Below are 14,962 nucleotides of genomic sequence, written 5' to 3'. Positions count from 1 at the left end.
TCGCTGAGGGGACGCGGGCAATGATTTGTGTCGGCTAAGCCGGGGATTCTTCTCGCTGGTGGTTTGTCAGCGAGAGGGTTCACCGGCTCGGTCGGTGGTTCTTCTCGCTGAGTGCTGCTGATCGAGAGAAATTCGCGGTCTCCCCGTCACTTCTTCTCGCTGAGCGGTTGTCAGTGAGCGTGATTCCTGGACAAGCCGGGGTTGTTCTCGTTGAGGGGGTGGTCAGCGATGGTTTTCGTTGGCCTGGCCGGCAATTCTTCTCGCTGAGATGGTGTGAGCGAGGATTTACGCCGGTCTGGCCGGAGGATGTTCTCACTGGCGGTTTCCATATGAGCGCATTTGCCGGGATGGTCGGTGGTTCTTCTCGTTGAGAGCGCGCCAGTGAGGATGATTCCTGGTTAAGCCGGGATTCGTTCTCGCTGAGGGGACGCGGGCAATGATTTGTGTCGGCTAAGCCGGGGATTCTTCTCGCTGGTGGTTTGTCAGCGAGAGGGTTCACCGGCTCGGTCGGTGGTTCTTCTCGCTGAGTGCTGCTGATCGAGAAAAATTCGCGGTCTCCCCGTCGCTTTTTCTCGCTGAGCGGTTGTCAATGAGTATGATTCCCGGTTAAGTTGGGGTTCGTTCTCGCTGAGGAGTTATGAGTGAGGATTTACGCCGGTCTGGCCGGAGGATGTTCTCGCTGGCGAGGTCTATGTGAGTATGTTTGCCGGTTTTGCCGGTGGTTCTTCTCGCTGGGTGATGCTGAGCGAGATGAGTTCGTGGCTTGCCCGGTGTTTCTTCTCACTGAGCGGCCGTCAGCGAGGATGATTCCCGGTTAAGCCGGGATTTGTTCGCGCTGCTGGGCTGTGAGAGATGGGATTCTTCGGTCTGGTTTTGGATTCTTCTCGCTGGGAGAGGGTGAGCGGGGGCTTCGTGTGGTTCAGTCTCGTAGCTGCCGCGCTGAGGAATCGGCAGACGGGGTGTCCGTAAGGATTGTTCTGACGGGTGCCTTGCTGAGGAGGATTGAGTGGGGCTCCGGGATGAATTGTTCTCATGGTCGCCGCGCTGTCCGGAGGTGAGTGGGGTTCTGATAAGGGTTGCTCATACGGTTGCCGCGCTGAGCGGGGTCTTTGTGTGGCTTGGTGTCACGGATGCTGCGCTGCGGGATGGCAGGCGGGGTATTCGTAAGGATTGTTCTGACGGATGCCTCGCTGAGGATGATTCAGTGGGGCTCCGGTGGAATCGGGCCTCGTGGTTGCCGCGCTGGGGCGGATTCAGCGGGGTGTTGGTTTGGTCGGGCCTCGTGGTTGCTGCGCTGAGAATTGACGAACTTTGGTAATCTGTCAGATATTGATCATGGTGGAGATGCCTGGTCCAAGAGTGGCGGTTCAGCGCAGATCCGGCGCAGATTCGGTGTGGATTCGTTGCGGAATCGGTTTGGTGGTGCGCTGGAATAGTGGAGTTCCGCAGCGCTGGTTTGTGTCGGTCTACAAAAATCATCGCCCGGTTTTGTTGAACATATCGCCGGTTTCTGTCAAGAAACGGACTATCTTTTGACATCATGACTCAAAACGTCAAGAAACTGTTGATTGCGAACCGAGGCGAGATCGCCCTGCGCGTGGTGCGCACCGCGCGCGAGATGGGCATCGCCACGGTCGCCGTGTACGCCGAGCAGGACCGCGACGCGCAGTACGTCGCGATGGCCGACGAGGCGTACCTGCTGCCCGGCGACACCTACAAGGACACGTACCTCAACCAGGACCGTCTGCTCGGCCTGCTCGAGCGGTCCGGCGCCGACGCCGTCCACCCCGGCTACGGGTTCCTGTCCGAGAACGCCGACTTCGCCGCCGCCGTCATCGCCCGCGGCGCGACCTGGGTCGGCCCGAGCCCGCGTGCGCTGATGGACCTGGGCGACAAGATCACCGCGCGCCGCGTCGCCGTGCGCGCCAAGGTGCCGCCGGTGCCGGGCCTCAACGAGTCCGCCGGCGACATCCGCGCCCTGTACGACTTCGCGCACACGCACGGCTATCCGATCATGATGAAGCGCACCGACGGCGGCGGCGGACGCGGCATCACCATCGTGCGCGACGACGACGAGCTGCGCGGCTTCTACCTCAACCACGACGCGATGCAGGGCGGCGATCTGGGCGACTACTTCATCGAACGCTTCATCGACAGGGGCCGTCACGTCGAGACCCAGTGCGGCCGCGACGCGCACGGCGATTTCGTCGTGTATTCGACGCGCGACTGCAGCGTGCAGCGGCGCAACCAGAAGCTCATCGAGGAGGCGCCCGCCCCGTTCCTCGCGCCCGAGACGGTCGAGAGGCTCGAACGCTACTCGCGCGCGCTGTTCGAGGCGGTCGACTACGTGGGACTGGGCACCTGCGAGTTCATGGTCACCGCCAACGACAAGGCATACTTCCTGGAGGTCAACCCGCGCCTGCAGGTCGAGCACACCGTCAGCGAGGAGGTGTGCGGCCTCGACCTGGTACGCGAGCAGCTGACGATCGCCGCCGGCGGGCACGTGGGCGAGCCGCCGGCGCCGCGCGGCCACAGCTTCGAGCTGCGCATCACGTGCGAGGATCCGGCGACGAACCTGACGCCCGGCACCGGCACGCTCACCGCGCTGCGATGGCCGTCCGGCCCCGGCATCCGCGTCGATTCCGGCGTGGTCGAGGGCGACGCCGTCTCGCCGAAGTTCGATTCGATGATGGGCAAGCTGGTCGTCACCGCGCAGGACCGTCCGGCCGCGGTCGCCCGTGTGCGCCGCGCGCTCGACGAGCTGCGCGTCGAGGGCGTGCCGACGCCGGCGAGCCTGTTCGCCGCCGTGTTCCGCGACGACGAGTTCACCGCCGAGCACGGCCACGCGTTCGACGTGAGCACGAAGTGGCTGGAGCGCAAGTACCTCAACCGCGAGGCGCTGGCCGCCGCCGCGGGCCAGCCCGCCTCGCTCGCCGCCGCGCAGTCGGCGCAGTCGGCGTCGGCGGCCGGTGCGGCGGGCGCCGATCCGGCGCGTCCGACGCCGACCGAGACGTTCGTCATCGAGATGAACGACCGTCGCGTCAAGCTGACCGTGCCGCTCGACATCGTCGAGAACATCACCGGCGCCGCCCGCTCGCGCGGGTCGAAGCGCCCGACGCAGCCGTTGCGCGGCGGCTCGCTGCACGCCGGCGCCGCGCCGCAGACGGCCGCGTCCGGCCAGACGGGCGTGATCGCCGCGCCGATGCAGGCGGTCGTCACGCGCATCAACGTCGCCGAGGGCCAGCATGTCGCCAAGGGCGACCTGATCGTCGTGCTCGAGTCGATGAAGATGGAGAACTACGTGTACGCGCCCGCCGCCGGCACCGTGACGAAGATCTTCGTCGCTCCGGCCGCCGGCGTCGAGGCGGGCGAGACGCTCGTCACGCTCGACGTGGACGGCGGCGCCGACAAGCCGAAGGGGGAGCGCCGATGAGCGACGACATCCTGACCCGTGCATCCGTCCCCGCTCCGGCAAACGCCCCGGCAAACGCGCCATCCGCCGACCGTCCTGCACCCGCCTCCTCCCGCCAGCCGGTGCGCGCCGCCGTCGCGCGCGCCGCCGAACTGGCGCGCGACGCCGAGGAGCGTGCGCGCAAGCGTCAGCACGTCAAGGGCAAGCGCACCGCGCGCGAGCGCCTCGACCTGCTGCTCGACACCGGCTCGTTCGAGGAGGTGGGCCGGTTCGCCGGCGGCGACATCGCGGCGGGCACGCCGGGTGCGGCGGTGATCACCGGCTTCGGCGAGGTGTGGGGCCGCAAGGTCGCCGTGTACGCGCAGGACTTCTCGGTGCGCGGCGGCACGCTGGGCCGCGCGGAGGGCGAGAAGATCTGCCGGCTCATGGACCGGGCGATCGAACTGAAGGTGCCGATCGTGGCGCTCATCGACTCGGGCGGCGCGCGCATCCAGGAGGGTGTGGCCGCATTGACCGAATACGGGCATATCTTCCGGCGCACGTGCCGGGCGAGCGGCTTCGTGCCGCAGATCTCGCTGATCCTGGGCCCGTGCGCGGGCGGCGCCGTGTACTGTCCGGCGCTGACCGACGTGATCGTGATGACCCGCGAGAACTCGAACATGTTCGTCACCGGCCCGGATGTGGTGAAGGCGGCGACGGGCGAGACGGTCAGTATGGAGGATCTGGGCGGCGGCCGCGTGCACAACGCCGTGTCGGGCGTCGCGCACTATCTGGGCGAGGACGAGGCCGACGCGATCGACTACGCGCGCACGCTGCTCGCCTACCTGCCGTCGAGCGCGGACGAGATGCCGCCGCGCTACGCGTATGCGGCGACGCGCGCCGACCGGGATACGGCGGCCCGTCTCGCGTCCGTCGTGCCCGACAACGACCGTCAGCCGTACGACGTGCTGGAGGTGATTCGCTGCATCGTCGACTACGGCGAGTTCGTGCAGGTGCAGGAGCTGTTCGCCGGGTCCGCGGTGGTCGGTTTCGCCTGCGTGGACGGCCGGCCGATCGGCGTGGTCGCGAACCAGCCGAACGTGAACGCGGGCATCCTCGACGTGGATTCGTCGGAGAAGGTGGCGCGCTTCGTGCGCCTGTGCGACGCGTTCAATCTGCCGGTCGTCACGCTCGTGGACACGCCCGGATACAAGCCGGGCGCCGCGCAGGAGCATGCGGGCATCATCCGCCGCGGCGCGAAGGTGATCTACGCGTACGGCAACGCGCAGGTGCCGCTCGTCACCGTGATCCTGCGCAAGGCGTTCGGCGGCGCGTACATCGTGATGGGCTCGAAGGCGATCGGCGCGGACGTCAACTACGCGTGGCCCACGTCGCAGATCGCCGTCCTGGGCGCGGAGGGCGCGGTCAACATCATCCACCGCAAGGACCTGCAGAAGGCGAGGGAGACCGGTCGCGACGTGGACGCGCTGCGCGCCCGGCTCGTCGCCGACTACCAGGCGAGCACCGTCAACGCGAATCTGTCGCTGGAGACCGGGCAGATCGACGCGATGATCGACCCGGAGCAGACGCGCGGCGCGATCGCCGACGCGCTGCGGCTCCTGGAACGCAAGCGCCGCGTCCGCCACACCACCAAGCACCACGGCAACCAGCCGCTGTGACCCGCCGTCCGTCCGCCGCGCCGCGCACGCCGCGCGCGCCGGACGGCCCGCATCGAACGAACCGTAAGCACCGCAAGCAACGTACACACCGTACGACAACACGGAAGGAACACCATGACCACCACGTTCTTCCTCGACCGGCTGAACCGCGAACCGCACGCGCTCGCCTTCGCCGGCCAGTCCACGCCGTGGACCGCCGCCCTCGCCGACGAGACCGCCGACCCGACCCTCGACGCGACGCTGCGCGCCCACGCGGCCGCCGCCGACGCGCGCCTCGCGCCCGTCGCCGCCGACCTGCTCGCCACGACCGGTCGCACCCTCGACCCGTTCGCCCTCGCCGCGGCCGCCGCCGACGCCGGCGCCGCCACGGCCCGTCTGGGCGAGGCCGCCGACGCCGCCGTCTCCGTGCAGGGCATCGCCCTCGCGCAGCTCGGCGCGCTCTCCGACGCGGCCGCGCTCGGCTACGACGTCGCGTACGCGCAGCCCGTCGCCGTCATCGGCCACTCGCAGGGCATCCTCGCCGTGCACATGGCCGACCAGATCCGCGCGGCCGGATCCATCGACGCCGCCGCCGACATGATCGACGACATCCTCGCCATCGCGCGCCTGATCGGCGTGGCCGGCACCCGCCGCGCACGCGAACTGGCGCTCGCCGGCCGGCTCGTCGGCGCCGGCGTGGACGCGGCCGGCGACACGGTCGACGCGACGCCGATGCTGTCGGTCAAGGACGTCACGCGCGCCCAGACGGACGCGCTGATCGCGCGCGTCGCGAAGGCCGGCACGCGCGGTCCGATCGCCGTGGCGGTCACCAACTCCGCGAACCATCTGGTGCTGTCCGGCTATCCGGAGGACCTGGCCGCGTTCGCGCTCGCCGCCGGCAAGGAGAGCCGCCGTCAGGCGAAGCTGCGTGAGGAGAAGGTGCGCGGCGGTCGCGTGTTCGCGCCGACGCTCGAATACCTCGACGTGACGCTGCCGTTCCACAGCCCGCTGATGGCCGACGCGGTCGAGCTGACCGTGCGCTGGGCGGAGCGCTGCGGCCTCGACGCGGCGCTGGCGCGCACGCTCGCCGCCGAGGTGCTGCTCAACCATGTGGATTGGGCGGGCCGCGTGGCCGACACGCTCGCCGCCGCCGACCCGGCCGGCCTGTGGATCGTGGACTTCGGCCCGGGCGCAACGGTCGGCAAGCTGATCGCCGCCGTGGGCGAGGGCACCGGCGTGGGCGTCGTCGAGGCGTCGACGGCCGCCGACCGCGCCGCGCTGGCGACGATGGACGGCGAGCCGGAGCGCACGCAGGACTGGCGTCGCTTCGCGCCGACCGTGATCGACACGCCCGCGGGCCGCAAGGTGCGCACCCGCTTCTCCGAACTGACCGGCAAGGCGCCGGTGCTGCTGGCCGGCATGACGCCCACGACCGTGGACCCGCAGATCGTGGCGGCCGCGGCGAACGCCGGCTACTGGGCGGAGCTGGCGGGCGGCGGCCAGGTGACCGCCGAGGTGTTCTCCCGCAACGCGGCCGAACTGGAGCGGCTGCTCGACGAGGGCCGCACGGTCGAGTTCAACGCGATGTTCATGGACCGCTACCTGTGGAACCTGCAGTTCGGCACGCAGCGCATCGTGCCGAAGAAGCGCGCGTCGGGCACGCCGATCGACGGCGTGGTCGTCTCCGCGGGCATCCCCGAGCTCGACGAGGCGGTCGCGCTGATCCGCGACCTCAACGCGGACGGCCTGCCGTACGTGTGCTTCAAGCCGGGTACGGTCGACCAGATCCGTCAGGTGGTGCGCATCGCGCAGGCGGTCGCGCCCACGCGCGTCATCATGCAGGTCGAGGGCGGCCAGGCGGGCGGCCACCACAGCTGGGAGTCGCTCGACGACCTGCTGCTCACCACGTACGCGCAGGTGCGCGCGCAGGAGAACCTGGTGCTGGTCGCCGGCGGCGGCATCGGCACGCCGGAGCGCGGCGCCGACTACATCAGCGGCGAATGGTCGCTGCGCTACGGCCGTCCGGCGATGCCGGTGGACGGCGTGCTCGTCGGCACGGCCGCGATGACCGCGAAGGAGGCGCATACGAGCCCGGAGGTCAAGCGTCTGCTGGTCGCCACGCCGGGCATCGGCGACGCGGCCGCGGATGCCGCCGGCGCCGACGGATCCGGTGAGGCGGACCCGTTCGCCGCGCCGGGGGAGCGCTGGGTGCCGTCCGGCAGGGCCGTCGGCGGCGTCACGTCCGGCCTGAGCCACCTGCATGCCGACATCTACGAGCTGGAGAACGCGTCCGCCGCGTGCGGCCGTCTGCTCGTGCGCGTCATGAAGCACCCGGAGGAGCTCGAGTCGCGCCGCGGCGAGATCGTCGAGGCGCTCGACCGCACCGCCAAGCCGTATTTCGGCGACCTGGAGACGATGACGTATCTCGATTGGGCGCGCCGGTTCGCCGACCTCGCGTTCCCGTGGGCCGACCCGACGTACGCGGACCGATTCCTGCACCTGCTGCAGCGCATCGAGGCGCGCGTCAGCGACGTGGACGCCGGCGAGATCGACTCGCTGTTCGCGTCGCGCGTCGATGTGGAGGCCGACCCGGCCGCCGCGATCGCGCGTCTGGCCGCCGCCTACCCGCAGGCCGGCGACATCACCGTCGTGCCGGCCGACGTGGCCTGGTTCCCGGTGCTCGTGCGCGAATACCCCAAGCCGATGCCGTTCGTGCCGGTCATCGACCACGACCTGCTGCGCTGGTGGGGCCAGGACCAGCTGTGGCAGTCGGAGGACCCGCGCTACCCGGCCGACTCGGTGCGCATCATCCCCGGCCCGGTCTCGGTGGCCGGCATCACGACGATGGACGAGCCGATCGCCGACATCCTCGGCCGCTTCGAGACCGCGATGGTCGAGCGCGTCGCCGGCGCCGCCGCGACCGGTGACGCCGCCGCGACCGCCGACGGCGAGGCCGCCGCGTTCGCGCAGCTGGCCGCGGCCGGCGACGTCGAATCGTATGTGCGCGCCTGCCCGAACATCTCGTGGGTCGGCCATCTGACGGCCAACCCGGCGTACGGCACCGCCGTCGGCGACCCGCACTACGAGATCCGCGCGGCCGGCGAGCGCGACGACGCGACGCTCGTCGACCTCGACATCCACCTCGACACCTACTGGGACGGCAATCCGGACGGCGGCCTCGACAAGCACGCGGTGCGCGACATCGTCATCCCGTTCGTCGTCGACGGCTCGACGCCGGCGCTGCTGCCGGTCGTCGACCGCGAGCGCCTGCCCGAGCACGTCTACCGGATGCTCGCCGCGACCGCCGGCATCGGCAACACGGCGGTCACCGGCGACGTGCTGGACGCGATGCCGGCGATCGTGCCGTCGACCGTTTCACGTGAAACGCGTGAAACAGGCGAGACGGCCGCCGCCCGCCCGTTCGGCGAGGCGCACGCGACGTACACGCTGTCCGCGAACCTCGGCTTCGACCACGAGGCCGCGACCGCCGGCGTCATGCCGCAGGGCCTCATCGCCTCGCGCATCGCCCCCGACGCGCTCGTCGGCCCCGCCTGGCCGACCATCTACGCGGCGCTCGGCTCGGTGAGCGTCGACGGGTTCCCGATCATCGAAGGCCTGCTCAACGCGGTCCACCTCGACCATCTCATCGACCTCAAGGTCGACGAGGCGACGCTGCTGACGCACGTCGGCGAACCCGTGTCGCTGACCGGCTGGGCCGACGACTACGCCGAATCCGCATCCGGCCGCGTCGTGACGATCCACGTCGTCCACACCGCCGCCGACGGCACCGTCCTCGCCGACGAGACCGAGCGCTTCGCGATCCGCGGCCGCGCCTACTCCGACGCGCTGCCCGCACCCGCCGCCGACTACGGCGACGATCCGGCGGCCGCCGACGTGCAGCCCACCGCGCGCCGCGTCCTGCGCCGCGTCACGCTGCGCGCCCCGCACGACATGACCGCGTTCGCCCGCACCTCCGGCGACTTCAACCCGATCCACACGTCCGTGCGCGGCGCCCGCATCTCCGGCCTGGCCGCGCCGCTCGTGCACGGCATGTGGCTGTCCGCAGCCGCCCAGCACGTCGCCCAGGCGACCGACCCCAAGGGCGCGCACTACGAGATCGCCGGCTGGACGTACAACATGTACGGCATGGTCCAGCTCGACGACCAGGTCGAGATCACCGTCGAACGCGTCGGCAAGGTCCGCCACGGCGGCATGGCGCTCGAAGTGACCTGCCGCATCGACGGGGCGATCGTCTCGCGCGGCACCGCCGTCACCCGCGCGCCCAAATCCGCCTACGTGTACCCCGGCCAGGGCATCCAGAAGCAGGGCATGACGCTCGACGAGCGCGCCAAGTCCGCCGCCGCACGCGACGTGTGGGAGCGGGCCGACCGGCTCACCCGCGAGCGCCTCGGCTTCTCGATCCTCGCCGTCGTGCGCGACAACCCCAAGGAGCTCACCGCCGACGGCGTCACCTACCGCCACCCGGAGGGCCTGCTCAACCTCACCCAGTTCACGCAGGTGGCGCTCGCGACCGTCGCGTTCGCGCAGACCGCGCGCCTGCGCGAATCCGGCAGCGACGTGTGGCCGGCGTACTTCGCGGGCCATTCGCTCGGCGAATACAACGCGCTCAGCTCGTTCGCCGACGTGATCCCGCTGGAGACGGTGCTCGAGCTCGTGTTCCACCGCGGCTCGACGATGCACCATCTCATCGACCGCGACGCGCAGGGCCGCTCCAACTACCGGATGGGCGCGCTGCGTCCCAACCAGTTCGGCGTGGGCGACGACGGCGTCAAGGCGTACGTCGCGTCCGTGGCCGAGGCGTCGGGCGAGTTCCTCGAGATCGTCAACTACAACCTCGCCGGCCAGCAGTACGCGGTCGCCGGCACGGTCGCCGGACTCAAGGCGCTCCAGGCCGACGCATCCCGCCGCGCCGCCGCGTACGGGGGCAAGCCGCCGTTCATGCTCGTGCCGGGCATCGACGTGCCGTTCCACTCGTCGCTGCTGCGCAAGGGCGTGCCCGAGTTCCGCGACAAGCTCGACGCGCTGCTGCCCGCGCACATCGACTACCGCGGCCGTCTCGTGGGCCGCTACATCCCCAACCTCGTGGCCCGCCCGTTCGAGATGACCCGCGAGTTCGCCGCGTCGATCCTCGACGTGGTGCCCTCCGAACGCATCCGCGAGGCGCTGGAGGATCCGGCCGTGTGGGACGCGTACGCCGCCGACGACCAGAAGCTCGGCCGTCTGCTGCTCACCGAACTGCTCAGCTGGCAGTTCGCGTCCCCGGTGCGCTGGATCGAGACCCAGGCGCTGCTCGTCGGCTCGCCGACCGTCGGCGGCCTCGGCGTCGAGCAGATCGTCGAGGTGGGCCTGGGCAACGCGCCCACGCTCGCCAACCTCGCAAGCCGGACGCTGCGCCTGCCGCAGTACGCGTCGCGCCGGGTGAGCGTGTATAACGTCGGCCGCGACGAGGCCCGCGTCACGATGACCGACACCGATTCGCTCGCCCCCGAGATCGACGACGAGCCGGCCGTCGAGACGGCCCCGGCCGCGTCCGCCGCGCCGGCTGCGGCTCCGGCGGTCGCCGCCGCGCCGACCGCCGCGCCGGAACCGGCAGCCGCGGCCGCTGCGCCCGCCGCCGGCCCCGCCCCGGCGATCGCGTTCCGCGCCTCCGACGCGATCGGCATGCTCCTGGCCTACTCGGCCAAGGTCCGCCCCGACCAGATCGGCTCCACCGACACGACCGACACGCTCACCAACGGCGTCTCGTCGCGCCGCAACCAGCTGCTCATGGACATCAGCTCCGAGCTGGGCGTGGCCAGCGTCGACGGCGCGGCCGACGCGACCATCGACGCGCTCAAGGCGCTCGTCGACAAGGTCGCGCCGAACTACAAGGCGTTCGGCCCGGTCCTGTCCGACATCGTGCGCGACCGCGTGCGCGGCCTCGTCGGCGCCGCCGGCGTCAAGGTCGCCGGCATCGAGAAGCGCGTCGCCGACGTGTGGGGGCTGACCGACGGCTGGCCCAGCGCCGTCGTCGCCACGCTCGTGCTCGACACGCGCGCCGACGCCAGCTCGCGCGGCGGCGACCTCGCCACCCTGCCCGCCGACCCGGCCACGACCGCGGCCGCCGCCGACGCGCTCATCGACGCGGCCGTCCTCAAGACCGCCGCCGACCGCGGCATCACCGTCGCCAAGCCCGCCGCGGGCGGCGCGGCCGGCGGCGCCGTCGTAGACTCGGCCGCGCTCGACGCGTTCGCCGCGCGCGTCACCGGCAAGGACGGCGTCCTCGCCGCCACCGCGCGCTTCGTGCTCGACCGTCTCGGCGTCGCCGCGCCGGCCGTCGAGGCCGACGACGATACGGCCGCCGCGGCCGTCGTCGACGCGGTCACCGCCGAACTCGGCGCCGACTGGCCCACGCAGGTCGAACCGCGCTTCGACGCCGCCAAGGCCATCCTGTTCGACGACCGCTGGGCGTCCGCCCGCGAGGACCTCGCCCGCGCCTACCATGCGGGCGATCCGACGCTGCTCGCCGGCCGGTTCACCGGCCTGGGCGAGGCCGTCGCCGCCGAAGCCCGCTGGTTCGCGTCGCGCGTCGACTCCGCCGCCGACACGGCCGCCGCAGCCGACGCCGCCGCCCTGCGCGCCGCGTTCCTGCGCGTCGCCGACGAGGCGTCGTCGCCGGCCTCCGCCGACGCGGCCGTCTCCCGCTACGCGGGCGACGTGGCCGTCGTCACCGGCGTCGCGCCCAACTCGATCGCCGGCGAGATCGTCGCCGGACTGCTCGCCGGCGGCGCGACCGTCATCGCCACGTCGCACAGCTTCCGCCCGTCCGTCAAGGCGTGGGCGAAGCTCGTCTACCGCGAGTATGCGGCCGGCGACGCGCGCCTGTGGCTCGTGCCCGCCAACCTGTCGAGCTACCGCGACGTCGACGCGCTCGTCGCGTGGATCGGCGGCGAACAGCGCAAGACGAGCGGCGCGACCACCACGATCGTCAAGCCCGCGTACGAGCCGACCCTGTTCTTCCCGTTCGCGGCGCCGCCGGTGCGCGGCACCCTCGCCGACTCGGGCGAACTGTTCGAATCGCAGGCGCGCCTCATGCTATGGGGCGTGGAGCGCGCGATCGCCGGACTCGCGGCGATCGGCGCCGACACGGACGTGCGCCACCGCATGCACGTCGTCCTGCCCGGCTCGCCCAACCGCGGCGTGTTCGGCGGCGACGGCGCGTACGGCGAGGTCAAGTCCGCGTTCGACGCGATCGTGCGCCGCGCCCGCGCCGAACGCGTGTGGTCCGGCCGCGTCACGTTCGCCCACCCGAAGATCGGCTGGGTGCGCGGCACCGGCCTGATGGGCGGCAACGACCCGCTCGTCAAGGTGGTCGAACGCCACGGCATCCGCACGTATTCGACCGCGCAGATCGCCGAACGCCTGCTCGACCTGTGCTCGGCCGCATCGCGCGCCGAGGCCGCCGTCGCGCCGCTCGACGTGGACCTGACCGGCGGACTCGGCGACGCCCCGATCGACATCCGCGCCCTGCGCGCCGAGGCGATGGCCGACGCCGCCGCTGCGGACGCGGCGTCCGACGCCGGCGCGACCGCGGCCGCCGACGCCGTCGCGCCGGCCGCGCGCATCAAGGCGCTGCCGACCCCGACGATCGCCCGTCAGGCGCCCGTCGACCTGGCCGACTGGACCGGCGTGACGGCCCGCCCCGAAGACGAGGTCGTCATCGTGTCCGTCGGCGAACTCGGCCCGTGGGGCTCCGGCCGCACGCGCGCCGAAGCCGAACTCGGCATCCACGCCGACGGCACCGTCGACCTGTCCGCGGGCGCGGTGCTCGAACTCGCGTGGAACATGGGCCTGCTCGCCTGGCAGGACAGCCCCGTCCCCGGCTGGTACGACACGGACGGCACGCTCGTGCCGGAGGAGGACATCCACGACCGCTACCACGACGAGGTCGTGGCCCGCTCCGGCGTGCGCCCGTTCGTCACCGGCATGGGCGACGACTACCGTTCCGGCGACGACGGCCGCCACGGCGACGACGAGGAGGAGGCCGAGGTCTATCTCGACCACGACGTCACGTTCTCCGTGCCCACCGAACGCGCCGCCCGCGAATACGCGGCGATGGACCCCGACCACACGCGCGTCGCCGCCGACCCCGAGTCGGGCGAATGGAACGTGACCCGCACCGCCGGATCGATGATCCGCGTGCCGCGCCGCGCCGCGATGACCCGCACCGTCGGCGGCCAGTTCCCCGACGGCTTCGACCCGGTCCGGTGGGGCATCCCCGCCTCGATGGTCGGCGACGTGGACCGCATCGCCCTGTGGAACATCGTCACCACGGTCGACGCATACCTGTCCGCCGGATTCACGCCCGTCGAGATCCTGCAGGCCGTGCACCCGTCGCAGGTCGCGTCCACGCAGGGCACCGGCTTCGGCGGCATGGCGTCGATGCGCCGCCTCTACCTCGACCGGTTCCTCAACCACGAGATCCCGACCGACATCCTGCAGGAGGCGCTGCCGAACGTCGTCGCCGCGCACGTCATGCAGTCGTACATCGGCGGCTACGGCACCATGATCCAGCCGGTGTCCGCATGCGCGACCGCCGCCGTCTCGCTCGAGGAGGGCTTCGACAAGATCCGCCTCGGCAAGGCCGACTTCGTCGTCACCGGCGCGATCGACGACATCGGCGTCGAATCCGTCATCGGCTTCGGCAACATGAACGCGACCGCGAACTCGGAGGAGATGTACGGCAAGGGCATCGACGCACGGTTCTTCTCGCGCGCCAACGACCGTCGCCGAGGCGGCTTCGTCGAATCGCAGGGCGGCGGCACCGTGCTGCTGACCCGCGGCGACATCGCGCTGCGGCTCGGCCTGCCCGTCGCCGGCGTCGTCGGCTACGTGCGCTCGTTCGCCGACGGCGCGCACACGTCGATCCCCGCGCCCGGCCTCGGCGCGCTGGCCGCCGGCCTCGGCGGACGCGACTCGCGGCTCGTGCGCGACCTGGCGGCGCTCGGCGTCACGCCGGACGACATCGCCGTGGTGTCCAAGCACGACACGTCCACCAACGCGAACGACCCGAACGAGTCGGAGCTGCACAACACGCTCGCGCACGCCATCGGCCGCACCGACGGCAACCCGCTGTACGTGATCTCGCAGAAGACGCTCACCGGCCATGCGAAGGGCGGCGCGTGCGTCTTCCAGATCAACGGCCTGACGCAGCTGTTCCGCTCTGGCGTCGTCCCGGCGAACGCGGCGCTCGACTGCGTCGACCCGAAGCTGGCGCGCGACGACCACATGGTGTGGCTGCGCGAACCGCTGCGCATCGCCGCCGGCCTCGATGCGATGGGCCGCCTCGTGGGTGCGGACTCCGCCCGCCTGCGCCCGGTCAAGGCGGGTCTGGCCACGTCGCTCGGCTTCGGCCACGTCTCCGGATTCGCGGCGATCGTGAACCCGGGCGCGTTCGAGGCGTCGGTCGCGGCCGCCTGCGGCGCCGACGCGCTGGCCGAGTGGCGTACGCGCGCCAACGCCCGACTGGCCGCCGGCCGTCGCCGCCTCGAGAACGGCATGATGGGCCGTGCCGCGCTCTACGAGCCGATTGACAACCGCCGCTTCCGCGAGGACGGCACGCGCCTGTCCGACGGCTCCCGCTACGACGCGCACGAGGTCGAGAAGTCGATGCTCCTCGACCCCGCCGCCCGCCTCGCCCCGTCCGGCTACTTCGAGGCCTGACGGCCGCTCCCGCCGGCCGGGGCCGCACTCCCTGCGGCTCCGGCCGACTAGGGGCCGCACGGGGGCGAACCGGTCTCCCGCGGCTCCGGCCGGCTCCATATCCGACGCCCCCGGCCGGAATCGTGGATTGGTATGCGTCCCGATGAGGCGGGCGCGTGCAAATCCACGATTCGCCGTATTGTTTCGTGGA

Annotated in this window: 3 protein-coding genes; all 3 read left to right on the top strand. The window is 71.4% G+C overall.

Going from position 1 to position 14,962, the window contains the following annotated elements; genetic code table 11:
* Positions 1-1,540 precede the first annotated feature (1,540 nt).
* Positions 1,541-3,433 carry an acetyl/propionyl/methylcrotonyl-CoA carboxylase subunit alpha gene (locus D2E24_RS06795; protein ID WP_125968589.1) on the top strand — a complete coding sequence of 631 codons (1,893 nt, stop codon included), beginning with the start codon at positions 1,541-1,543 and terminating at the stop codon, positions 3,431-3,433.
* The gene (locus D2E24_RS06790) at positions 3,430-5,070 is read left to right on the top strand and encodes an acyl-CoA carboxylase subunit beta (protein WP_125968588.1); all 1,641 of its coding nucleotides are present in this window, start codon (positions 3,430-3,432) and stop codon (positions 5,068-5,070) included. The genes D2E24_RS06795 and D2E24_RS06790 overlap by 4 nt, the downstream gene beginning before the upstream one ends.
* 114 nt (positions 5,071-5,184) lie before the next feature.
* The gene (locus D2E24_RS06785) at positions 5,185-14,772 is read left to right on the top strand and encodes a type I polyketide synthase (RefSeq protein ID WP_125968587.1); all 9,588 of its coding nucleotides are present in this window, start codon (positions 5,185-5,187) and stop codon (positions 14,770-14,772) included.
* The last annotated feature ends 190 nt before the right edge of the window (positions 14,773-14,962 follow it).

This window comes from Bifidobacterium samirii (assembly GCF_003952945.1).
Classification (GTDB): Bacteria; Actinomycetota; Actinomycetes; order Actinomycetales; family Bifidobacteriaceae; genus Bifidobacterium; species Bifidobacterium samirii.
This window is presented reverse-complemented; position numbering and strand designations above follow the sequence as displayed.